This window comes from Blautia sp. MSK17_66, assembly GCF_020538025.1.
GTDB lineage: Bacteria > Bacillota > Clostridia > Lachnospirales > Lachnospiraceae > Blautia_A.
This window is the reverse complement of the sequence record NZ_JAJBNQ010000003.1, coordinates 113,094-135,285: the sequence shown is the minus strand read 5'-3', so window position 1 is coordinate 135,285 and position 22,192 is coordinate 113,094. Positions and strand designations below refer to the sequence as shown.

Here is a 22,192-nt window from a genome sequence, read left to right as displayed (position 1 = left end):
CGCTCCAGGTTACTCTGACCATGACATCGTATAATAAAAAATGGCGAGATGCTTATCGTAACACCCCGCCAAACATCCAATTACACAACATTTGAATAATCAGATTCTGTTCAATCTTTTATACTGTCAACAATTCAGCATTTTTTATGATATCTTTTATCTTTTTTTCGTCCATTTCAGCTACATCCGCGATCTGAGCAGCTGTATAACCTTTGTTGTACATTTTCATAATCATTTCCCGTTTACCCATCTCAATTCCGGTTTCAATTCCAGTCTCTTTAATTTTCTGGCTCAAATTACACATAATACTCACATCCTCTCTGAAATCCTTTTCCATTGGAATCTCATATTCATTTCCAATGATATCCAGTTTTTCGTTTGCTGTTAAATCCTGAGATAACAATGCTCCCAGTAATCTATGTAATTCATATTTCTCCTCATGCTTCGGAAGTTCTTTGGCAAGTCCGATCATTACGATATTAACCAAGTCCAGTTTACCTTTCCATGCATGGGAATTTACAATACTATCTTTCACCAGGTGAATGTGTTCCAGACTATTTTCCGGCATATTCATACAAACCCAGATGGAATAAACTCGCTTGATATCATTATAATTTGAATTTGAAAAATCTCTTTCCTTTTGTGAGGAAATCATACGGCTTACATAAAAGATTGCCCGATTCAATATATCATACCCATTTGGTTCGTCCTTTTGAGCTTCCACATTGATAATAATCTGCGACAATCCATCCCTCATCCTGACATAGAATATAATGTCGAATCGTATCATTCCCTCATGAAGTTCCGGATTTTCAGAATTAAGACCAACCACACGAGATCCATCATTTTTAATAACAGCATTAGTAAGACCAGTTTCTATCGGAACAGTGTTAATAAATGGTTCGCCTTCAATGTAAGAAACCACCTCTTTCGGATCCATTCCTGCAAATTCATCAACAGTCTTTACTAATATATGGGCCAGGATACTTTTCTGGCCAAGTAATCGTTTCGCACTTTCATCATATTGTGCGTCTTTATCTGTCGTAAGAATCGTATTTTTGATTTCTGTATTCAAAGTCTTTCTCCTTTTCTACAGCACTTTTAAAACTATTCTTCGGCTATATATTATTATACTCTAAATCTGCATTTTCAACAACATCCAATTACCTATAGATTTTGTGAATATCCACTTTAGGTTCTAATACGTAAAAATCTTTTATAATATAAACAGTATCTCCTTGCTTACATCATAAAAGATTTTTTCCAATGGTCCATATTAATTTTAATCATTTACTGTCCCAAAATAGATAATTGCAAATTTTCGGTGACATTGCCATTGATTACTTACCTCTTTATCTTAAAGCGGATCTTATTTATTTTATTAGTACAATAAAATTGAGGCATTCCACACGTAATGATATGACGTAAAAAAGCATCTGACCTGCCCTTCCCATTCATGGCAGCAAGTCTGTGTTTGAAGTGCAACCAGAAATTGAAAAAAATAACCTGAAGATATAGACTATACTCACACAAAACCAAAAACCGAATAATTTTTATTACAAAACTTTATGATTTCATGGTATACTTATGAAAAACAGATATGAAGAAGGAATGAGTGATTATGAGATACAAAGACGAGATAAGGATCGGGGTCATGGCGGCATGCTTCTGCTGTGTGATGGTTCTGATCTACGCAGCCGTCCCCAAGGATGTCAGTATCCTTAAGGCACGCAGCACCAGTACATTTAAGGAGGCGCCGGAAACTGCTGCCGAGGCACAGGCACAAGCAGAGTCTGACGCCGAGGATGCCGGATTTACTATCTATTCCCAGGATAGCAATTATGACTACGATACTTCTTCGGATACCGCTGCTTCTGACAGCACTCAGGATACCACCACTACGGATCCTGCCCCGGACACGACAGACACTTCCCAGTCTTCGGATCCGTCTTACGACAGCACTGCTTCCGGTGACTATGCCAACGAGGACAGTGATTCCGGTGATTATGATACTTCCGATCAGATCACATATCCGACAGAAGATTCTACTGATGGCACGCAGGATACCGATACTTCCGGAGATGCTTCCGGTGATACTCAGATTGATTATGATACCGGTGGTTCGGATTCCGATTCTGAGCTTTTTAATGAAAATCTGGTCCAGGAAGAAACTTATTATTAAGCTTTCCGCAGACGTAAAAATGGCAGATATGATTTCTATAAAGAGAAACATATCTGCCATTTCTTTATCTTATTAAATTTTCTGGATCAAACACCGCACTGTCACTGCCAAACAGTTCCATCACGGCACTTTCATATACCACGCATTTCTCGCTCTTTTTGATCTTTTTGAGATATTTCTTGTTGTCCGAAAACAGTGGTGCCATATAAAACCAGAGTTCTTTCATCTTGAAGAGCACGTTCCGGTCTCCGGAAACCTCCTCGCGGTAAGTATGATATACCAGATCGTGAAATTTCCGAAATTCTGACTTCGTAAGTTTTTCTCCACCACGAAGTTCTCTTGCAAGAGCCGGATCTGCCAGCACTCCCCGGCCTGTCATAACAGCTCCCAGCTCCGGGAATTTCTCACGGATTCTCCGATAATCTTCTACACAAAAAATATCCCCATTATAACAGACCGGATTTCTGCTTTGGACAAAGGCTTCTGCAAAGGCAGAAAGATTTGGCGTGTTTTTGTAAAAATCCTTCTGTATCCTTGGATGGATGATCAGTTCTTCCAGCGGAAACTTATTATATACTTTCATCAGTTCAGAAAATTCCGAGGCATCCTCCATTCCCAGGCGGGTTTTTACCGAAATCTTCATATCGCACTTCTCAAAAACAGTATCCAGGAATCGTTCCAGTTCTTCTGGATCTTCGAGAAAGCCCGCGCCGCAGCCCTTGGTCACAACCGTTTTCGATGGACACCCTAAGTTCAGATTGACTTCCCTGTAACCATATCCCTTAAGAAGCTCCACTGTGCGGATAAAATCCTCTGCCTTTCTTGTAAGGATCTGCGGAACAGCATACATTCCCTTATTATTCTCCGGCAGCAGGTCTTTCTTTTCTCTCCCGCTTAAGTTCAGATTCTGTTTCGCACGGATAAATGGAATGAAATATTTGTCAAAGCCATCGAAGCAGGTAAAAAGAGCCTTTCGATATACATAATTTGTAATCCCCTCTAACGGGGCAAGATAAATCTTCATTCGTTCTCTTCCAGGGTTCCCAGATAATAGAAACCTTTGCATTCATCAAGATGTACTTTGACATATTTGCCAAGAAGGGATTCATTTCCTGCAAAATGTACCAGAAGATTATACTGGGTTCTTCCGGTGAAAATTCCCTTTTCCTTACTTTCTTCTTCTACAAGGACTTCCTGCACACTTCCCTCGAATCTGGAGGAACGTTTGCGTCCTTCGTTCTGTACCAGTGCCAGAAGACGGTTAAATCTTTCTTTTGCCACGTCCTGCGGTACCTGATTCTCCATAGCTGCCGCCGGTGTATCACTTCGTTTGGAATACAGGAAGGTAAAGGCTGTGTCATATCCACATTTTGCGACAACGTCCAGAGTTTCCTGGAAATCTTCTTCTGTTTCACCAGGGAAACCGACAATGATATCCGTAGTCAGAGAGATATCCGGGATTGCTGTGCGGATCCGCTCTACCAGATCCAGATACTTCTCTTTGTCATAGCGGCGGTTCATTACCTTCAGAACACGGCTGCTGCCGGACTGGAGCGGAAGATGAAGGTGATGACAGATTTTTTTGCTCTTAGCCATGGTTTCAATCAGCTCATCGGAGAGATCCTTCGGATGAGAGGTCATAAAGCGGATTCTCTTAAGACCTTCAATATCCTCCAGCATTTCCAGAAGCTGTGCAAATGTAACCGGATTTTCCAGAGTCTTTCCATAAGAGTTTACGTTCTGACCAAGGAGCATAACCTCAGAGACACCATCTGCTGCCAGACGCTTTACTTCTTTAATGATAGCCTCCGGCTCGCGGCTTCGTTCACGTCCGCGGACATACGGCACAATACAGTAGCTGCAGAAGTTGTTGCATCCAAACATGATATTAACACCGGATTTAAAGGTATAATTTCGTTCTGTAGGAAGGTCTTCCACGATCTGGTCTGTTCCCTCCCAGATATCTACAATCTGCTGTTCAGACTGCTGCATCTCATAAAAGAGCTCAGCAAATTTAAAAATGTTGTGCGTACCAAAAACAAGGTTTACAAATGGATAGGTCTTCCTGATCTTCTCCACAACATGTGGCTCCTGCATCATGCAGCCAAAAAGCACAATCTGCATATCCGGGTTCTTGTCCTTCAGGCTGTGAAGATGTCCGAGTCTTCCATAAACCTTAAGGTTTGCATTCTCACGTACCGTACAGGTATTGTAGATCACCACATCGGCATCCTCGCTATCCTGTCTGTGATATCCGATCTCGTCCATGATACCGGCCACAACCTCAGACTGTTTCTCGTTCATCTGACATCCGAAGGTGGTCAGACAATAAGTAAGAGGGCGTCCAAGTGTGTTGGATTTCTGTGCACTAAGAGTCTGTGCCAGTTCGATAAAAGAATTCTGGCGTGCAGTTTCTTCGGCAGTCATTGTATTTGTTTTCTGTGATTCTTTTGTCATTTGATAACTCCTTATCCATATACAGGTCTTACACCGGTTCGACCTGAATGTATTCTGTTTATGCATCTGCAATTCTTGTTAAAACTGTTCGTAACTATTCAGAAGGTGGCATTTTTCCTTATAACTGTGAAGATACTGAACAGTTATCTGTATTTTACAAAAAAATCGGAATATGTGCAAGCGTTATATCAAAGAGAAAACAGGTACTCAAGCGGAAGCGTATGGATCTTCCGGTACTCGTTCTGTCTCTGTTCTTCCTTATCCTCGCTTTCTTCTCTCAGTGTTTCGATACGAAACGATGGTTTGTGACAGATTTCTGCATAAAACTGCTCCGGTGAACCACTTCCCGGACGACCGGCAACAGAAAAATCTCCCTGTCCCGCCGGCAGATTGTCCATATAGTAGCTGCTGCATTTCTGCAGATGTCTGGCCAGACGATAGCTTTTCTGGTTCGCGGCAAAGGATCGGGACTGTTTAAAGTACAGAATGCGATTCCTGAAATGATTAAATGACAGAAGTCCGCTGCTTGGATATTCCTGAAAGATACGGATCAGTGCCTTTGTTTCATTTTCACTTGCAGGCTGCTGCATGACCTGTCTGCGCTGATAGTACTGCGTTGGAAAATTTTTGCGTAAATCTATCCCTCGTCCATTTCCCGTATATTCTTTCGCCGGAATTTCCTGCATTCGAAGCATCTGCCGATAGATCGGATTGCGGATCGCCTGAAAATCCCTTTCATAAATCTCATACCCATCCGGATTCAGAAGAGGGATGAAACACAGTCTCCACTTATCCAAAGCCTCCCTGACATCGTAGATTTCTTCTATCTTCCATCCGCTTTCCCAGGCTTTGGTATATTCCTGGATCATCCGAATCAGAAACTTCGGTGTCTGCCTGTCCGGGCCGGTAAGCCCCGAAAGACAAAAAATACAGCTATTTCCTTTTCCAAGTTCTATCATGGGGATCATTCTTTCATCGTGACTCTTTCCGATGATCCGAAACTGTGCGATCTGGCGGTAACGCTGAGACATCTCCCACATTTCATAATAAAGATCTTCATATGTACAGGAACGTGTATCTGGCATAATCTTTTCCCTCCATTTCTTGTAAAAAAACTTTATCCAGAATCATGTATCTGCCCTGTATTAATATATGAAAAGAGGCAGGTCAAAAGAACCTGCCTCCAAAAAAATATTCAGTTTTGTACATTATCAGATATCTTTTTTACGTTTACGGATCAGGATATAGCCTCCTGCCAGCAGTGAGAGTGCTGCCAGTGCCACCATGGCTCCGATCGGAGATTCATCGAGAGTAGAAACCGCGGACTTGGAACTGGAGCCGCCATCCTTCTCTGATGCTGCTTCCGTTGCAGTCAGCTCGGCATCTGTCTCATTACCACTGCCGCTTCCGTCTCCGCCTCCACCAGAACCATTATCGCCTGCAGCTCCGGTCGGAGTTACTGTAAGATCCTCCGGAGAAAGCTTCTGTGAACTGAACTGTGTCTTCACAGACTCGATCACATCTGTATCCTGCCATTCTGATCCATTGTAAATCTGTTTCTTGAAGAATACATAGATGTTGTAAGTCTTGGCATCTGCAATGCCCTTCGGGGAACCGATCCTGAATGTGGTATTCTTTTCACCTGATTTCGTAGGATTCTCTGAAAGACTCCAGTACATCGGAATCCATCTCTCATCCCCGGAAACATATGGCTTCTCGTCATTCTGTCCTGCACCTGTTACGCTGAATTCATAGAAGGTGCCAGGAGTGAATTTCAGTGGATTCTCCAGACCTGTGATCGTACTCTGAGTAACCGCATAGGTACGTGCCGGACGAGTAGATGTAGTTGCCGCGGCCGGACGTTTCTTCTTAAAGGATGCGGTATTTAATTTAAAAATGCTCATCTTGGCCTTGCCGGAATCAGGTTTCGCACAGACAACCAGCCAGGTATCTGCCTCCGGAACATTCTCTGCCTTAACGGTAAAACTTGTGTTTGCTTTCGCTACGTTTGTGGCACGACTTGCATCATACATGTTCTGGATCACCTTTGTATCAGTGCCTGCGTCTACAAAGAAGTAATACCATTTACAGTGCTGTGTGGTAGACATCTGCAGAGAAACTGTTGTATGATCTGTCCATTTCAGTGAACCGCTCTTATACTTCAAGAAAGAAGGTGTCTTGGTTGGGGTCACTGTCGGCTTCGTTGTCGGTTTTGCTGTCGTAGTCGGCTTAACAGACGGACTTACCGACGGGCTCACGGATGGACTCACGGACGGCTCTGTTGCTTTCTTTTTAAGTGTTGCTTTGTTTGTCTCTGTATCTGGATTCAATATATATTCCTCTGTCTCATAACTGAATTGTCCTGTCACAGCTTTAAAATCTGCAACTGTCACATTCTCTGCCACGGCAAGTACCTCTGTCCCCTCTGCCGCGCTGGCATGGGTGAAAGAAATATTAGAACCAGTAAGTTCATCTGTGATAACAAACTCCGCTGTCCCATCCAGATATACATTTGCCTGTGCATCACCGATCTTATTATCCTTCACTGTGACAGTTCCCTGAACGCAAACAGCTGAATCACTGTAGACAGCACCCTTGGCACCGGTGTTTCCGGTGATCGTGCCGCCTGCCAGAACAATCTGTCCGCCTGTACAGTTGACAGCCGCACCGTCTGCACTGCTGGTGTTTCCGCTGAGCTCTACATTGGAAAATAATCCAAAGCTTCCACTGTCACTCACGTTGACGATAGAGCCATCTGCTGTCACCGCTGCCTCCGTAAATGCACCGCTGACTGTCAGGCTGCCTCCATCCTTTGTTTCAAATGACAGGGAGCTGTTCTCGCCGAATACCTTAAACATATCTCCGGTAAAGGAATCTGTCTCTCGGGCAATGGAGATATCTCCAACTGCACAGATGGAGATTTTCTTGCCAGATACGGTAACTGTGGATGATAAGGCGATCGGCTTGGAAACTTCGATCACTGTAGCAGATGACTCCGCTGTTGCGGCCTCTGCTGCATCTATCGCCTCCTGAAGGCTGTTATAGTATTTCGGTGTGACATTTCCATCTGCATCAACTTCATTGATCGCAATTCCGGTGTCGGTCTGCTCCTCAGCCGGTGCTTCAGTCGGTTCTTTGTTCTCCTCCGTTGTCTCAGCCGGGGTCTCTGTTTTCTTCTTCTCTTCCTGTGCAGGCTCGGCCGGTGCTTCTGCAGGATTGGACTCAGCTGGTGCTTCCGCCGGCTGCTCTGCAGGTGCCTCAGTCGGTTCTTTATTCTCCTCTGCTGGCTGTTCTTCTGCCGCAGATTCCTCTGTATTCTCACCAGCTCCAAGATCTCCTGCTTCTTCTGCCGCAGTATCTGCCGCCATTGCAGTAACCGGTACTCCTCCGGCTGCAAGTGCTCCGGCCAGGATCATTGCATATAACTGTTTACGTCTCAATTTAAATCCTCCCATGTGTCTTCATTTCACAATCACAAATATGTAAACTTCGTATTGTCGATTGTAAATAAATATGCAGCATCGTCAAAACGCTTCTTTTCAGTTAAAGTTTGTAATAATAAACTGTATTTCATTATACACACGCCTCTGTGAAATGTCAAATCAACGATGCCTGTTTCCGGTCATTATCGTTCGACCTTTTTTGCCTTTACTGTCGAATCTGGCCGTTTCCATAGATAATGTATTTGGTTGTTGTCAAAGCAAGGAGACCCATAGGACCTCTCGCATGAAGTTTCTGTGTACTGATCCCGATCTCAGCTCCATAACCAAATTCAAATCCGTCTGTGAATCTGGTAGAAGCGTTTACATATACTGCTGCCGCATCTACCTCATCCAGGAATTTCTGTGCATTCGTGTAATTCTCTGTGATGATTGCCTCAGAATGGCCTGTGTTATATTGATTGATATGTGCGATTGCTTCCTCTACATTATGCACAACCTTGATCGAAAGAATGTAATCCAGATATTCCGTTCCCCAGTCTTCCTCTGTCGCAGAAACCGCACCCGGCATCAGTTCTTTTGATTCCTTATCGGCACGCATTTCGACATGCTTTTCTTTCAGCTTCTCTGCAAGAACCGGAAGAAGTTTTTCTTTCACATTTTCATGAACCAGAAGAGATTCACAGGCATTGCATACACCTACTCTCTGCGTCTTGGCATTCATGATGATATTTACAGCCATCGTAAGATCTGCACTCTCATCTACATAAATGTGGCAGTTTCCGGTTCCGGTCTCGATCACCGGGATGGTGCTCTGGTTTACCACTGCCTTGATAAGCCCTCTTCCGCCTCTCGGGATCAGAACATCGACATATTCATTCATTTTCATGAATTCTGCTGCCGTTTCACGGGAGGTATCCTCAATAAGCTGGATGGCATCTTCTGTCACTCCATGAGAACGTAAGGTTTCTCTGATGCAGTCCACGATTGCCTCATTTGAATGAATTGCGTCACTGCCGCCTTTGAGAATTACAACATTTCCTGTCTTGAAACAAAGACCAAACGCATCTGCCGTAACATTCGGACGTGCCTCATAGATGATTCCAACAACACCAAGCGGAACTCTTTTCTGCCCGATCAGAAGACCGTTCGGGCGTTTTTTCATTCCTGTTACCTCACCGATCGGATCCTCCAGGGAAACGAGCTGGCGAAGTCCCTCTGCCATTCCCTCGATTCTTTCCTTTGTGAGGAGAAGACGATCCACCAGACCTTCCGGCATCTGATTCTCTCGTCCGTGTGCGACATCGACTGCATTGGCTTTAAGCAGCTGTTCGGTACACTCTACAAGATGCTCTGCCACAGCCTCAAGGACCTCATTCTTCTTGTTTGTTGTTATGTTTCGAAGCTCTGTCTCAGCTTTTTTGGCGTTTTTTCCAAGCTGCAGTAACCTTTCATTCATGGCCAAAACCTCCTTCGGAAATATGTCTTTTATTTTGTAAGTGAATAGATTGTATTTTCGGTAACGATAAGCTCTGGAGAAATATCCGTCGGTTCTGTCGGAACAGAGGGCAGAATCTGGAATTCAAAAGCCACAGCCACCCTCTTTATCATCGGATGCTTCTCAAGAAAACGGTCATAAAAGCCGCCTCCATAGCCTACCCTGTGGTTCTGCGGATCAAATGCCACTCCCGGCATGATCATCATGGCATCCTCCCACTGAACGATCTCACCGTGTGCAGGTTCCGGGATCCCGAAGTATCCCTTCTCAAGCTGTGCAAAATCCGTCAGCTTATAAAATACCATATCCTGTCCGACAACCTTCGGAACCGCTACTTCCTTTCCCTGCTTCCATGCTTCTTCGATCATAAAACCAGTCATAACCTCATGATTGTAATCCGCATAGGCAAGGATCCTCTGTGCATTTCGAAATTCAGGGAGTGCGGCCATTCTGGCTGCGATCTCACGGCTCCAGGTTTCCACCTGTTCATCGGTACATTCTTTTCGAAGCTTAAAAATCTGCTTTCTAATGAGTTTTTTTGTTTCCATATTTTTCACCTAAGTTTGTGACAGATCCATCGGATTCCTTAATGCTGATGTTATTGAGCTGTGCCTTCAGATTACCTTTGACCGCTGCAATATATTCCTTACGCAGTTCTGCCTGCTCAGCCTTTTCTTCTTCTGTAAGTCCTACACTCTTGGCCTTGTGTGCCAGAGTATTGATGCGGTCTATTTTTGTATTATCCATTCCCATTGTGGTATCTCCTTTTAAAGTAATCTGTAACTGTTCATTACCCTCGCAGTTCTGAATAGTTACAGTAATTTTTCGATGTAGTCGATCAGGAAAAATTCTTCCTTCTTATCACTGACAAACAGAGTTCCATAGTCACGGCCCTCCACGATCTTGTGGATGATGTGGAAATCCGCGCCATTTGCAATGACCATGTCCGCGCCTGCTGCCGTCGCGATCTCGGCAGCTGTAAGCTTCGTTGCCATTCCCCCTGTTCCGACTTTACTCTTCGGTCCTTTGCCCATGCTCAGAAGTTTCTCATCCAGCTTCTCTACCACATGAATAAATTCTGCATCCGGATTGCTGTTCGGATCATCTGTAAACAGTCCGTCAATATCGGAGAGCAGAATCAGAAGGTCTGCGCCGATCAGGCCTGTGATCACGGCTGACAGGGTATCATTGTCGCCAAAGGACTCCATCATCTCCAACTCATAGCTGGAAACAGAGTCGTTCTCGTTTACGATCGGGATCGCTCCGACGTTCAAAAGCTCTTCGAAGGTATTTCTGGCATTCCTGCGGTTCAGATTGTTGACCATGGTACTCTTGGTCATCAGTATCTGTGCTGCCACCTGATTATATTCTGCAAACAGCTTCTGGTAGATCATCATAAGCTTTGCCTGTCCAACAGCCGAACATGCCTGTTTCTGTTTAAGTTCTGCCGGCTTTCCATGAAATCCAAGTGCGGAAGCTCCTACTGCCACGGCTCCTGAAGTTACCAGTACTACATCCTTGCCCTGATTATGAAGATCACTTAATTCACGAACCAGCACTTCAAGCTTACGCAGATCCAGTTTGTTTGTCTCTTTGTGGATCAGAGAAGAGGAACCCACCTTCACCACAATACGTTTTTTATCCTTTAACATCTCACGGTAATTCATTGTTTCGTATCTCTCCAAGTATAATTTATTGTCGTATCCTTCGGCTTCCTGAGAAAGACAGATTATCTGGTGATCCCGAGATCATCCAGTGCTTTGGCCTGTTTCTGCTCCATTACGGCAGCCTCCTCGGGTGTCATATGATCGTATCCGAGAAGATGGAGCATGCTGTGTGCAAACAGGAAACTGAATTCACGTTCGATGCTGTGTCCATATTCCTGTGCCTGAGAATAAACTCTGTCTACAGAGATCATCACATCTCCAAGGAGCAGTTCATCGGTATCCAGATCAAAATATTCATCCTGATCATCGATCACCGAATAATCTGCCGGCTTCTCAAACGGGATCATCGGGAAAGAGAGCACATCTGTCGGCGAATCGATCAGGCGGAATTCTGCATTTACTTTGCGGATCTCTTCGTTATCTGTAATGACCAGGTTCACGCTGATCTCATACGGGCATTCCTCCAGCTCCAGAATGTGGGAAGCTATTTTTTCTGCAAGTTTCTCATAGGGTATTTCCAGTTTTCGTTCTGTTTCATACTCAATCTGAATGGTCATTTTTTCTTCTCCTCACTGCGTCTCGCCGTACTTCGTCTTACCGGCTTCTGCTTCTTTTCGTAATCATCGTAGGCCTGTACGATCTGCTGTACCAGCGGATGACGGACAACATCCTTACTGGTAAGCTGACAAAATCCTATATCATCTATTTTCTTAAGTACCTTGGCCGCAACATCAAGTCCGGACACAGCATCCCTTGGCAGGTCCTTCTGAGAGGCATCACCGGTTACGACTACCTTGGAACCAAAACCGATACGGGTCAGGAACATTTTCATCTGTGCCGGTGTTGTATTCTGTGCCTCATCCAGAATAATAAACGCATTATCCAGTGTACGTCCTCTCATATAAGCAAGCGGTGCAACCTCGATCAGCCCGCGCTCCATGTTTTTTGCAAAGCTGTCGGCTCCCATGATCTGATACAGAGCATCATACAAGGGACGAAGATATGGATCTACCTTGCTCTGAAGATCTCCCGGAAGAAATCCAAGCTTCTCCCCTGCCTCGATCGCCGGTCTGGTCAGAATGATCCGGCTGACCTCCTCATTGCGGAAGGCTGTTACCGCCATTGCCATCGCCAGATACGTCTTACCGGTTCCCGCCGGTCCGATTCCAAATACGATCATCTTCTTACGGATCTGCTCAACATATTCCTTCTGACCCAGTGTCTTGGGTTTGATCGGACGTCCCTGGATCGTGTTGCAGATAAAATCCTTATCTATCTCTGTAAGTACCTGATTTCTCGCTTCCATCGCAAGGGATAATGCATATGTCACATTCTGCCGGGTGATGGTGTTTCCCCTGCCCGCAAGCGTTACCAGTTCCTCTATCAGCTTCTTCGCCTGAGTTGCGCTTCCATCTGTACCCAGAATCTTGAGCATTCCGTCTCTGGATATCAGTGTCACATTCAATGTACGCTCGATCAGCTTCAGATGTTCGTCAAACTGGCCGAATACATTTCCTTCCAGATCTGCGGGTACCTGAGTGTGTAACTCAATAATGCTGTCAGTCATTCTCTGTTGTCCTTTCTTCGGGCTGCTCCCTTCTCTCAATGGGAACCTCCCTTCCGGTTTTTTCTATAATTTCCAAAGACCCTTTACTGATGCAGGTCTCATGGTCAACCTCTATTTTAACATTATTTGCAGATATTTGAACCCCTTTTTCCATTAATTTTTTCTCATAAGCCTGTAAAATCTCCCAGGAAAGAAGCTTTGCTTCCTGTTCCGTGTACTTTCTGGCAGTTTTTTTATATTCTTTCCGGATAATTTTTCCATAAGAAAGCGGCAGAAAAAAGCTCTCCGTCACCTGAAACGGGTGATATTCTATGGAACGCTCAAACCCTTTTTCTGCCTTCTCTCCAAAGGCCAGACACCAGTTTCCCAGCCGAAAAAAGACGCCTCTTTTCTCTTTTCCGGTAAAAACCTCTGCTTGGTATGCAAGCGGTACTTCATGATAATATGCCTGCTTATATTGAATATAGATATCCGCATCTGCCTTTACATACTGATACTGATAAACCTCCTGGCTGTCGTTTTTTAATTCCAGCTCACCTGATACCAGGATATCCCCTTTTTTGCATACCTCTCCCACATGAAGAAGCGGTACACCTGCACGAGTGATCATCTTTACGATCTTTCCGTTTTTTTCCGCTGCCAGGCTGAAGGCGTTCTGCGTACTCTCTTCCTTCTTTTCACTCAGGATCCCCTCCCGGATCTCCAGACTCAGGCTGGTTCCCTCCATCTTTACCGAAACCCAGGTCATCTCCGGATATTCTTCCCTCAGTGCCTCGGCAAGCCTGCCACAGTTTACTTTTTTCCTTGAAATACCATGCACGACTCCCTGCTCTTCCAGAAAATCCAGGATTTCCTGTGTACTGCATCGGCGGTTTCCCTCGACATGAATATTCCAGATATGCCCCGATAAAAAAATAAAAAGACCGATCCACAGTAAAATACCAAGAAAAAAAGCCTTTCTCTTTTTACTTCTGTAAAAAAAGAAGGGCATTCCATGTTTTTCGACAATATGTATTCTGACCCGGGTCTTACGATGAAGCGGTCCAAGAAGGAAGAAATCTCTGATTGCAATGATCCCGGTAAGCTCTCCGTCAGGATGACGCAAAAGCTTTCTGACGCAGATGTTTCTTCCCTTGCAGAGATTCAGGAAACGCTCCGTCTGTTCTCCCCGTATCCGGATCTTGATATAACCCTTCCAAAAATAGATCAGTTTTTCCATAAACACCTCTACTGTTCCAGGATTATTTCTGATAAACTTCCCTGAATCTGCATTTCTTCCGGTGTGTAGCACAGGATCCGAAGTGATTTCCCATGAATGATCAGTTTCCCCGAAAACGTCAGAATCACCAGCTCCTGTGTCTCATAACGAAGAATACAGCGATAATTTTCTATTCTTATCCGGCTGTTCCCGGTGACAGTAAATACAGATTCCTTCAAAGCCAGATCCCTCGGAACCTCCAGCGCCTCTGCCAGATTTTCCTTCCACTGATGTTTCTTTTTCACAAAAATCTCCGGCTTTTCTTTTAAATATATGCCGGAGATTTCTGTTTAGAATCTTAACTTGTAACTGTGAGGATACTGAACAGTTATCTTAACTTTATGCAGGTTAGCGGAACAAAACCATGGAAAACCACAGAATTGTATTGCCTCCCAGATTATATTCCATCTGCTTCTGCTCTACGATCTCACTCACCACGACGCCATGGCTTTCCAGGCAGGGATGCATCCGCTCAGGATGTCTGCAGGGTTCTCCCTTCAGATAGGCACATTCCTTACAGATGTCGCAGGATTCGGTTGAAAGCGTGAAGGTACAAAAGCCTTCTCCCTTCAGATATTCAGCAACCTTCGTAGTCAGTTCTTCATGAGCATCCCTTGTCGCAAGCATTTCTTCCATATTCATAAGATCAGAAACTTCCGCAACACTGGAAAAAAAGACGGCCCGGTCATAACTGTGGATGCGGGCCTCGCACTCTTTGAGTGTACCAACCGCAGGCGGACAGGCCCAGGTTGTCCCATATCGTTCACACTCCTGCTTGCAGACGATCCTCACCCGCTCTGCCACAGACAGTTCTTTGGTGTCCAGAAGGCGATATTCATAAATCGGATATTCTGCTATAAAATCTTCAAATTTCTCAGTATTTAATTCTGCCGCCATCGGACATCTCCTCCTGTTAATCCAGAATGATCAGTGCCATGAAAACAAGGTCTTCATCGCCGCTGTTTGTCAGTCCGTGGCCTTTGCCGTCCGGTGTAAAGGTAACGTCTCCGGCACTTACCATGCGGAGAGTTCCATTATCACTGTAAATTCCCTTACCAGAAAGGATATAATAAGTCTCGCTTTCGTTATGATGCTCATGATATCCAAGAGAACATCCCGGTTCCAGCGTAACCTCTGCATACATTTTGCATTTACCGTTTAACTGTTTCTCGTCCAGAAGACGTTTGATCAGCACATGTCCTGTACCGCCTGCCATGTTTTCTACGCGTTCTGCTGTCATAATGTTTCCTCCTCTTGTAGATAGAATTTTGATCCGTAACTGTGATAGTACTGAACAGTTACAGATTATTTATGATAAGGCTCGTGGTTCAGAATCCGGTATCCCCGGTAGATCTGTTCCAGGAGTATCATCTGCATTAACTGATGCGGAAAAGTCATCTTTGAAAAGCTCAGCTTAAAATCAGCACGTCTGAGCACCTGATCCCCAAGTCCAAGAGAACCTCCGATCACAAAAGCGATCGAACTCTTTCCTTCCACGCCAAGCTGACCGATCTTTTGTGACAGCTGCACAGAATCCAGCATCTTGCCATCAATTGCAAGTGCGATCACATAATCCTGATCGCGTATGTGTTTCATCAGCCGCTCAGCTTCCGTTGCCTTGATCTGCTCGTTCAGTGCATCAGAAGCTTTATCCGGTGTCTTTTCGTCCGGTACCTGACAGAATGTAAGCTTACAGTACCGTCCAAGACGCTTTGCATACTCCGCAATCCCGTCATTTAAATATTTTTCTTTGATCTTTCCAACTGTTAAAATTCGGATTTCCATTATACGTTGTGTTCCTCTATATAAGTCTCAAATTCTTCCATTGACATCAGTACCTTACGCGGCTTTGTGCCTTCCTCCGGCCCGACCACTCCGGCATCCGAAAGCTGATCCATGATCCTTGCAGCCCGGTTAAAGCCTATCTTGAACATTCGCTGAAGCATGCCGATCGAAGCTTTCTCCTTCTCAATGATAAATTTACCTGCATCTACAAAATATACGTCATTTGCGTCACTGCCGCCGGAAGAACCTCCCGACAGGCTGATCGTGTTTACCTGCTGTTCGATCTGCGTGTTATAACTCACCTTGGGATTCTTATCTGCAAGAAATTCCACAATGCCACTTACCTCCTCATCAGAGACAAAAGCACCCTGCAGTCTCGCCGGCTTCTGATATCCCTGCGGATAAAACAGCATATCACCCTTTCCGAGAAGCTTCTCGGCACCGTTCATATCCAGAATTGTCCGGGAATCGACTCCTGACGAAACCGAAAATGCGATTCGGGAAGGCATATTTGCCTTGATAAGACCTGTGATGACATTGACAGAAGGTCTCTGCGTTGCAATGATCAGATGGATTCCCGCCGCACGTGCAAGCTGTGCCAGACGGCAGATTGCATCTTCCACCTCACCCGGTGCGACCATCATAAGGTCTGCAAGCTCATCGACGATGATCACGATCTGAGGCATTGGTTTCTTCGGTTCCGCTCCCTCCGGAACCTCCATCTTCGCGATCTTGCGATTATATTCTCCAAGATTCCGGACTCCGTATTCCGCAAATGTATTATATCGGCCCATCATCTCAGATACTGCCCAGTTTAAGGCGCCTGCTGCCTTCTTCGGATCTGTGACAACTGGAATAAACAGATGCGGGATTCCGTTATAGACACTCAGCTCGACCACCTTGGGGTCGATCATGATCAGTTTCACCTCATCCGGTGATGCCTTGTAGAGAATACTGATGATCAGAGTATTGATGCACACCGACTTACCGGAGCCCGTGGCACCCGCGATCAGAAGATGCGGCATCTTGGCGATATCTGTCACCACCGGCTTGCCCGCAATGTCCTTACCTACGGCAAAGGACAGCTTTGATTTTGCCGTCTGGAATTCCTGTGACTGCAGGATCTCCCTGAGCATGACCGCATGATTTTCTTTATTCGGAACTTCGATCCCCACAGCTGCCTTGCCCGGGATCGGGGCCTCAATACGAATATCCGGCGTTGCCAGATTCAGCTTGATATCATCTGCCAGATTTACGATCTTACTTACCTTAACACCCATCTCCGGCTGCAATTCATAACGGGTGACCGTCGGACCGCAGCTTACATTTGTGATCGTGACATTTACCCCGAAATTATGCAGGGTTTCCTGCAGTTTCTTTGCAGTCCTGCGAAGATGCTCATCGGAATCTCCCTGGGATCTGCCATCTCCCCGTTTAAGGAGCTTAAGCGGCGGATAATGGTATTCCACCGGCACTTCCTCGGCCTGGGAGGTGATCTCCTTCTGAATGTTGGTGATGCCGCTCTGAATCTCCTCCTTTGAGGATTTCGGATTTTTCTTCTGCGATGCCGGAGATGATTCCTCAGCTTCTTTCCCGGCAGTCTGTGCTTCTTCTCTTGGTTCAGGGCAGACTTCATTTCTTAACTGCTCCTGCCAGTCCGCGTCCTCATAGGCATCCTCCGCATCATCTGCAGGTGCCACTTCTGTTCTGTCCGTTGGTGCTTCGTTTGTTTCCTTTACAGGTATCTCTTCCACTTCCTGCGGCAGATTCTCTTCTTCAGTCTCTGCTCTGGCAAACACAGGGAAAGAAGGCTTCTCTTCTTCCTCCTGCACAGGAACATCAGGTGTTTCCGCACGATGTATCTTAAATTCGACCTGTCCCTGACTGCTCTCTTCCATCTCCACTCTTTCTTCCGAAGATGCAGCTTCCTCGGCCGGAACCGGTTTCATCTCCCGCTCAGCAGACGGAGGTGTCAGTTTCGTTCCCGCCAGAAATTCCTGTTTCTCAGGCTCCGTCTCCTCTTCTTCGGCAAGTGCCTCCTCCAGCTCTTTCATTCTCTCTGCACGCCGCTGTTCCCTGCGCATCCTGCGCTCCTGCTGGCGGAGTTCTTTCTTGAGGTCACGCTCCGGCTGACCTTCCATATATAGTGCATGTCTGTCTCTGGCCATCGCACAGACAGCATCCCAGACACGGAAAATAAAACCAAAAAAAGATTTCTGCGTGATCAGTATCAGTGTGATCAGCAGAACCAGTAAAATGATCACACAGCCACCGACGGTACCAAAGGCAGACGTCGTTGAAATGCAGATCGCACCTCCGATCACACCACCGCCTGTATGATAACTGGAAGAAATCCTGTAATATTCAGCAAATGTCGTCTCCGCCATATAGCCTTCTGTCAGAAGCTGGACCAGTCCGCACAGAAAAATCCAGAATACCAGTCCTGCCAGAAGCTTCTTGTATGCAAGCGGATTCTTTCTGTTGGATATAAAAAACACTGCACATCCAAAAAGCAGCACCGGGAAAAGATAGGCCAGAAGTCCCATGATCCCGAATGAAGCCTGGCTGATGCTGCCTCCGACAGTTCCTCCCATACCCAGGTTGCTGATGATAAGAATTATTGAAGCGGCAAAGAAAATCCATAAAATAATCTCTGTCTGGAATCCACTGGCAACTCCCTGGTCTTTTGCAGTTCTCTTCCTGGTGTTCTTTTTCTTGGAAGTAGTCTTGGCGGTTCCTCTTCTGTTGTTCTGTTTCTTTGCTGCCATTTAGGGCACCCTCCTACTAAAATTTCAGTCAAAGTAACTGTTCATTACCTTCACAGTTACGAGTCAAAATGCCTCGCGGGATACTACCTTATGAATAGTTACCAATCAAAGCATATGATTTATGATCAGCGTTACAAGACCGATCACAAAACAATAAATCGCAAATACGCGAAATCTTCCCTTATGGACAAGTTTCAGACAATAACGGATCACCAAAAACGCAGTTACCCCTGAAACGATCATTCCTAACACATAGGCAAATCCAAGTCCCACTGTCATGGCAGGTGAACCAAACTGTCCAAGCTCCATGATCAGTGATCCGATAATTGCCGGGATTGACAAAATATAAGAATACTTCACTGCAAACGTGCGGCTGAAGCCACTCATCAGACCGGCACTGATCGTAAGACCACTTCTGGAAAGTCCCGGAAATACGGAAATACCCTGGCAGAGTCCGATCCACATCGCATCCGAAAGATTCGCATCCTTAGCGGCCTTGGTTCCTCCGGTCCGTGCAAGGTCGATCACAAGAAGAACGATTCCTGTGACAAGCAGTCCGACACTTGGGATCAGTACAGAGTCCGCCGCCAGAACGACCAGCCTTCTTGCCGTGTAACCGAGAAGAGCGGTCGGGATCATGGAAACAAGAAGAAGTACAGCAAACTTACGATAGGTGTTGCTGATAATCCTCGCATAATGAAGCTGCTTCCCCGTCCTCCTGTTATGTATATAGAGATGGGCGTTTCCCACAATGTCCAGGATCATATCCAGGATCTCATATAGAATATGGCGGATATCCTTCTGAAAAGTCATAAATACCGCACCCAGAGTCCCCAAATGCAGCATTGCCTCCAGAAGGACTCCCGCATCATGATCCATTCCAAAAAAATTCTCCAGAATGCACAGATGCCCAAAACTGCTCACCGGAACAAATTCTGTGATCCCCTGTACAATCGCTAATAAAATAATATATAAGACTGTCATACCTTTTTCCTTTTCCTTTAATACTACATACTGCTGCGTCCGCTACGGTTCACTCCGTTCACAGCAGTCTGCGTCCTTATAACAGCTATCAGTTCAGGTCAGTATAACATATTTCAGTTCAAGTTACAAGTTGCCAAACATTTGTTTGTGAAAATGTCCAGAGTTTTCAGAAAAAAAGATTCCCTGCCGGCTCATTTAAGAACCGACAGGGAATTCCAATATGTTCAGATATTATTTATTTTTGAGATATTCATCGATACCTTTGGCACCGGCTTTACCTGCTCCCATAGCAAGGATAACTGTAGCTGCACCTGTAACGGCATCACCACCGGCATATACGCCGTCCTTGGATGTCTTACCTGTTTCTTCTTCAGCAACAATACATCTTCTTCTGTTGACTTCCAGACCCTTGGTTGTGGAAGAGATCAGCGGGTTCGGGGAGGTACCAAGTGACATGATAACGGTATCTACGTCCATATCATACTCAGATCCCGGGATTTCAACAGGACGTCTTCTTCCGGAAGCATCCGGCTCGCCCAGTTCCATCTTGACAACCTTCATTCCATTTACATGGCCGTTTTCGTCAACATGGATTTCTTTCGGGTTGGTAAGAAGATCAAAGATGATTCCCTCTTCTTTTGCGTGATGAACTTCCTCTGCTCGTGCAGGAAGCTCTGCTTCACTTCTTCTGTATACGATGTGAACCTCAGCACCAAGTCTTAATGCTGTTCTTGCAGCATCCATGGCAACGTTTCCACCACCGACAACAGCAACCTTCTTGCCTGCTGCGATCGGTGTATCATAAGAGTCATCAAACGCTTTCATCAGGTTGCTTCTTGTCAGGTATTCGTTTGCAGAGAATACACCGCTTGCATTCTCTCCTGGAATTCCCATGAACATCGGAAGACCTGCACCAGAGCCGATAAATACAGCTTCAAATCCCTCGTCCTCGATCAGCTGATCGATGGTTGTGGATTTACCGATAACAACGTTTGTTTCAAATTTAACGCCGAGTTCTTTAACCTTCTCGATTTCTTTCTTAACGACTTTCTGCTTCGGAAGACGGAATTCCGGAATACCATAAACAAGAACTCCGCCGAGCTCATGAAGAGCTTCGAATACAGTTACATCATAGCCTGCTTTTGCAAGATCTCCTGCACAGGTAAGTCCGGACGGACCGGAACCGATAACTGCAACCTTATGTCCGTTCTTAACTTCTGCTCCGGCTGGTTTAATGTCATGCTCAAGAGCATAGTCAGCAACAAATCTCTCCAGTTTGCCGATAGAAACTGCCTCACCCTTGACTCCACGGATACACTTGCCTTCACACTGGGATTCCTGTGGGCATACACGTCCGCAGATCGCCGGCAGAGCGGAAGATAAACCGATCACCTTATAGGCTTCTTCGATGTTGCCATCTTTGATATGTTCAATAAATCCTGGAATATTGATGGATACAGGACAGCCTTCCACACATTTCGGTTTCTTGCAGCCTAAGCATCTCTGTGCTTCTTCCATTGCTTCTTCCTGGTTATATCCAAGACAAACTTCTTCAAAGTTTGTTGCACGTACCTTCGGATCCTGCTCTCTTACAGGAACTTTCTTTAACATTTTTGCATCTGCCATTATTCGTCACCTCCGCAATGTCCGCATCCGCCGTGGTGGGTATCACCCTCCTGAAGCTTCAGTAATGCACGTCCCTCTTCGGTCTTGTACATCTGGCTTCTCTTCATAGCCTGATCAAAATCAACGAGATGTCCGTCGAATTCCGGTCCATCTACGCAGGCAAATTTGATCTCATCGCCAACCTGAAGACGGCAGGCTCCGCACATACCTGTTCCATCAACCATGATCGGGTTCATGCTGACAATTGTATGGATGCCGAGTTTCTTGGTAAGCAGACAGACAAATTTCATCATGATCATCGGTCCGATCGCAACACAGACATCGTAATGCTTGCCTTCGTTTGTGACAAGGTCTTCCAGAGTCTTTGTTACCATACCGGAACGGCCATAGGAACCGTCGTCTGTTGTAACATAGAGGTTGGAAACAGCCGCAAGTTCCTTCTCAAGGATCACCATGTCTTTGGTCTTGGAGCCAAGGATCACGTCCGCTGTGATTCCATGCTCATGAAGCCATTTTACCTGCGGGTAAACCGGTGCTGTACCAACACCTCCTGCAACAAATACCATTTTTTTCTTCTTGAGTTCTTCAATGTCCTCATGAACAAATTCAGAAGGACATCCCAGAGGTCCTACAAAATCACGGAAAGAATCTCCTGCTTTTAACTGAGCCATCTTGATTGTAGATGCTCCGATCTCCTGGAACACGATAGTTACGGTTCCTTCTTCGCGGTTGTAATCGCAGATTGTAAGTGGGATTCTCTCACCCTTCTCGTCCATTTTGACGATGATGAACTGTCCTGGCTGACAATGGCTTGCAACACGCGGTGCATGTACAACCATAAGATGAATCTTAGCTGCCAGTGTTTCGGCTTTTAAAATCTTATACATTGTTCCCCTCCTAGCGTATATTCATTCAATCCTTTATTAATAATACGCTAAAATTCCTTCTAATACAAGGGGA

21 protein-coding genes are annotated in these 22,192 nt (G+C 45.4%); 1 reads left to right on the top strand and 20 read right to left on the bottom strand.

Translation table 11 applies throughout. The features are described from left to right. Positions 1–118 precede the first annotated feature (118 nt). Positions 119–1,075 carry a PD-(D/E)XK nuclease family transposase gene (locus LIR34_RS02770; RefSeq protein ID WP_173901942.1) on the bottom strand — a complete coding sequence of 319 codons (957 nt, stop codon included), beginning with the start codon at positions 1,073–1,075 and terminating at the stop codon, positions 119–121. Positions 1,076–1,621: 546 nt separating this feature from the next. Between LIR34_RS02770 and LIR34_RS02765 the strand changes: the two genes are divergently transcribed. Further along, positions 1,622–2,182 (top strand): hypothetical protein, encoded by a 561-nt coding sequence (locus tag LIR34_RS02765; RefSeq protein ID WP_173901943.1) that lies wholly within the window; start codon positions 1,622–1,624, stop codon positions 2,180–2,182. Between the two features lie 64 nt (positions 2,183–2,246). On the opposite strand, the gene LIR34_RS02760 is transcribed toward LIR34_RS02765, so the two are convergent. From LIR34_RS02760 to LIR34_RS02670, 19 genes are all read right to left on the bottom strand, one after another. After that, on the bottom strand, positions 2,247–3,206 hold the full coding sequence (locus LIR34_RS02760) for a tRNA dihydrouridine synthase (RefSeq protein WP_173901944.1): 960 nt from the start codon (positions 3,204–3,206) through the stop codon (positions 2,247–2,249). Beyond that, a complete protein-coding gene (gene miaB / locus LIR34_RS02755; RefSeq protein WP_173901945.1) occupies positions 3,203–4,639 on the bottom strand; it encodes a tRNA (N6-isopentenyl adenosine(37)-C2)-methylthiotransferase MiaB in 1,437 nt (478 codons plus the stop codon). Before miaB ends, LIR34_RS02760 begins: the two co-directional genes overlap by 4 nt. Before the next feature lie 188 nt (positions 4,640–4,827). Next, the gene (locus LIR34_RS02750; RefSeq protein ID WP_173901946.1) at positions 4,828–5,724 is read right to left on the bottom strand and encodes a M14 family zinc carboxypeptidase; all 897 of its coding nucleotides are present in this window, start codon (positions 5,722–5,724) and stop codon (positions 4,828–4,830) included. A gap of 126 nt (positions 5,725–5,850) precedes the next feature. Next, positions 5,851–8,079 carry a hypothetical protein gene (locus LIR34_RS02745; protein ID WP_173901947.1) on the bottom strand — a complete coding sequence of 743 codons (2,229 nt, stop codon included), beginning with the start codon at positions 8,077–8,079 and terminating at the stop codon, positions 5,851–5,853. 208 nt (positions 8,080–8,287) lie between these two features. Beyond that, entirely contained in the window at positions 8,288–9,538 is a 1,251-nt protein-coding gene (locus tag LIR34_RS02740) for a glutamate-5-semialdehyde dehydrogenase (RefSeq protein ID WP_173901948.1), read from the bottom strand. Between the two features lie 29 nt (positions 9,539–9,567). Further along, positions 9,568–10,125 carry a 5-formyltetrahydrofolate cyclo-ligase gene (locus LIR34_RS02735; protein WP_173901949.1) on the bottom strand — a complete coding sequence of 186 codons (558 nt, stop codon included), beginning with the start codon at positions 10,123–10,125 and terminating at the stop codon, positions 9,568–9,570. Then, positions 10,103–10,324 carry a DUF896 domain-containing protein gene (locus LIR34_RS02730; RefSeq protein ID WP_161285670.1) on the bottom strand — a complete coding sequence of 74 codons (222 nt, stop codon included), beginning with the start codon at positions 10,322–10,324 and terminating at the stop codon, positions 10,103–10,105. Before LIR34_RS02730 ends, LIR34_RS02735 begins: the two co-directional genes overlap by 23 nt. 65 nt (positions 10,325–10,389) lie before the next feature. Further along, the gene (gene proB / locus LIR34_RS02725; RefSeq protein WP_173902011.1) at positions 10,390–11,244 is read right to left on the bottom strand and encodes a glutamate 5-kinase; all 855 of its coding nucleotides are present in this window, start codon (positions 11,242–11,244) and stop codon (positions 10,390–10,392) included. A 62-nt stretch (positions 11,245–11,306) separates the two neighbouring features. After that, the gene (gene ybeY, locus LIR34_RS02720) at positions 11,307–11,801 is read right to left on the bottom strand and encodes an rRNA maturation RNase YbeY (protein WP_173901950.1); all 495 of its coding nucleotides are present in this window, start codon (positions 11,799–11,801) and stop codon (positions 11,307–11,309) included. Beyond that, positions 11,798–12,811, bottom strand: coding sequence for a PhoH family protein (locus LIR34_RS02715; RefSeq protein WP_161285671.1), 1,014 nt, complete (start codon positions 12,809–12,811; stop codon positions 11,798–11,800). The genes ybeY and LIR34_RS02715 overlap by 4 nt, the downstream gene beginning before the upstream one ends. Further along, positions 12,804–14,030 (bottom strand): sporulation protein YqfD, encoded by a 1,227-nt coding sequence (locus LIR34_RS02710; RefSeq protein WP_173901951.1) that lies wholly within the window; start codon positions 14,028–14,030, stop codon positions 12,804–12,806. Before LIR34_RS02710 ends, LIR34_RS02715 begins: the two co-directional genes overlap by 8 nt. An 8-nt stretch (positions 14,031–14,038) precedes the next feature. Next, a complete protein-coding gene (locus LIR34_RS02705; protein ID WP_265107698.1) occupies positions 14,039–14,314 on the bottom strand; it encodes a YabP/YqfC family sporulation protein in 276 nt (91 codons plus the stop codon). 103 nt (positions 14,315–14,417) lie between these two features. Then, on the bottom strand, positions 14,418–14,966 hold the full coding sequence (locus LIR34_RS02700; protein ID WP_173901952.1) for a DUF2284 domain-containing protein: 549 nt from the start codon (positions 14,964–14,966) through the stop codon (positions 14,418–14,420). Positions 14,967–14,982: 16 nt separating this feature from the next. Beyond that, positions 14,983–15,309, bottom strand: a complete 327-nt coding sequence (locus tag LIR34_RS02695) for a cupin domain-containing protein (protein ID WP_173901953.1) — start codon at positions 15,307–15,309, stop codon at positions 14,983–14,985. Between the two features lie 65 nt (positions 15,310–15,374). Next, positions 15,375–15,854: a 23S rRNA (pseudouridine(1915)-N(3))-methyltransferase RlmH gene (gene rlmH, locus LIR34_RS02690; RefSeq protein ID WP_161285642.1), complete on the bottom strand. Its 480-nt coding sequence runs from the start codon at positions 15,852–15,854 to the stop codon at positions 15,375–15,377. Beyond that, positions 15,854–18,622 (bottom strand): FtsK/SpoIIIE family DNA translocase, encoded by a 2,769-nt coding sequence (locus tag LIR34_RS02685; protein WP_173901954.1) that lies wholly within the window; start codon positions 18,620–18,622, stop codon positions 15,854–15,856. Before LIR34_RS02685 ends, rlmH begins: the two co-directional genes overlap by 1 nt. 105 nt (positions 18,623–18,727) lie before the next feature. Continuing rightward, a complete protein-coding gene (locus LIR34_RS02680) occupies positions 18,728–19,606 on the bottom strand; it encodes an undecaprenyl-diphosphate phosphatase (RefSeq protein WP_173901955.1) in 879 nt (292 codons plus the stop codon). Between the two features lie 231 nt (positions 19,607–19,837). Next, positions 19,838–21,232 carry an NADPH-dependent glutamate synthase gene (gene gltA, locus LIR34_RS02675; protein WP_161285644.1) on the bottom strand — a complete coding sequence of 465 codons (1,395 nt, stop codon included), beginning with the start codon at positions 21,230–21,232 and terminating at the stop codon, positions 19,838–19,840. Further along, positions 21,232–22,119 carry a sulfide/dihydroorotate dehydrogenase-like FAD/NAD-binding protein gene (locus LIR34_RS02670; protein ID WP_173901956.1) on the bottom strand — a complete coding sequence of 296 codons (888 nt, stop codon included), beginning with the start codon at positions 22,117–22,119 and terminating at the stop codon, positions 21,232–21,234. The genes gltA and LIR34_RS02670 overlap by 1 nt, the downstream gene beginning before the upstream one ends. Positions 22,120–22,192: the final 73 nt, after the last annotated feature.

Coding starts and splice junctions, on each gene's coding strand:
- LIR34_RS02765 (WP_173901943.1), top strand. CDS start 1,622: ATGAGATACAAAGACGAGATAAGGATCGGGGTCATGGCGGCATGCTTC.
- LIR34_RS02760 (WP_173901944.1), bottom strand. CDS start 3,206: ATGAAGATTTATCTTGCCCCGTTAGAGGGGATTACAAATTATGTATAT.
- miaB (WP_173901945.1), bottom strand. CDS start 4,639: ATGACAAAAGAATCACAGAAAACAAATACAATGACTGCCGAAGAAACT.
- LIR34_RS02750 (WP_173901946.1), bottom strand. CDS start 5,724: ATGCCAGATACACGTTCCTGTACATATGAAGATCTTTATTATGAAATG.
- LIR34_RS02740 (WP_173901948.1), bottom strand. CDS start 9,538: ATGAATGAAAGGTTACTGCAGCTTGGAAAAAACGCCAAAAAAGCTGAG.
- LIR34_RS02735 (WP_173901949.1), bottom strand. CDS start 10,125: ATGGAAACAAAAAAACTCATTAGAAAGCAGATTTTTAAGCTTCGAAAA.
- LIR34_RS02730 (WP_161285670.1), bottom strand. CDS start 10,324: ATGGATAATACAAAAATAGACCGCATCAATACTCTGGCACACAAGGCC.
- proB (WP_173902011.1), bottom strand. CDS start 11,244: ATGAATTACCGTGAGATGTTAAAGGATAAAAAACGTATTGTGGTGAAG.
- ybeY (WP_173901950.1), bottom strand. CDS start 11,801: ATGACCATTCAGATTGAGTATGAAACAGAACGAAAACTGGAAATACCC.
- LIR34_RS02715 (WP_161285671.1), bottom strand. CDS start 12,811: ATGACTGACAGCATTATTGAGTTACACACTCAGGTACCCGCAGATCTG.
- LIR34_RS02710 (WP_173901951.1), bottom strand. CDS start 14,030: ATGGAAAAACTGATCTATTTTTGGAAGGGTTATATCAAGATCCGGATA.
- LIR34_RS02700 (WP_173901952.1), bottom strand. CDS start 14,966: ATGGCGGCAGAATTAAATACTGAGAAATTTGAAGATTTTATAGCAGAA.
- LIR34_RS02695 (WP_173901953.1), bottom strand. CDS start 15,309: ATGACAGCAGAACGCGTAGAAAACATGGCAGGCGGTACAGGACATGTG.
- rlmH (WP_161285642.1), bottom strand. CDS start 15,854: ATGGAAATCCGAATTTTAACAGTTGGAAAGATCAAAGAAAAATATTTA.
- LIR34_RS02685 (WP_173901954.1), bottom strand. CDS start 18,622: ATGGCAGCAAAGAAACAGAACAACAGAAGAGGAACCGCCAAGACTACT.
- LIR34_RS02680 (WP_173901955.1), bottom strand. CDS start 19,606: ATGACAGTCTTATATATTATTTTATTAGCGATTGTACAGGGGATCACA.
- gltA (WP_161285644.1), bottom strand. CDS start 21,232: ATGGCAGATGCAAAAATGTTAAAGAAAGTTCCTGTAAGAGAGCAGGAT.
- LIR34_RS02670 (WP_173901956.1), bottom strand. CDS start 22,119: ATGTATAAGATTTTAAAAGCCGAAACACTGGCAGCTAAGATTCATCTT.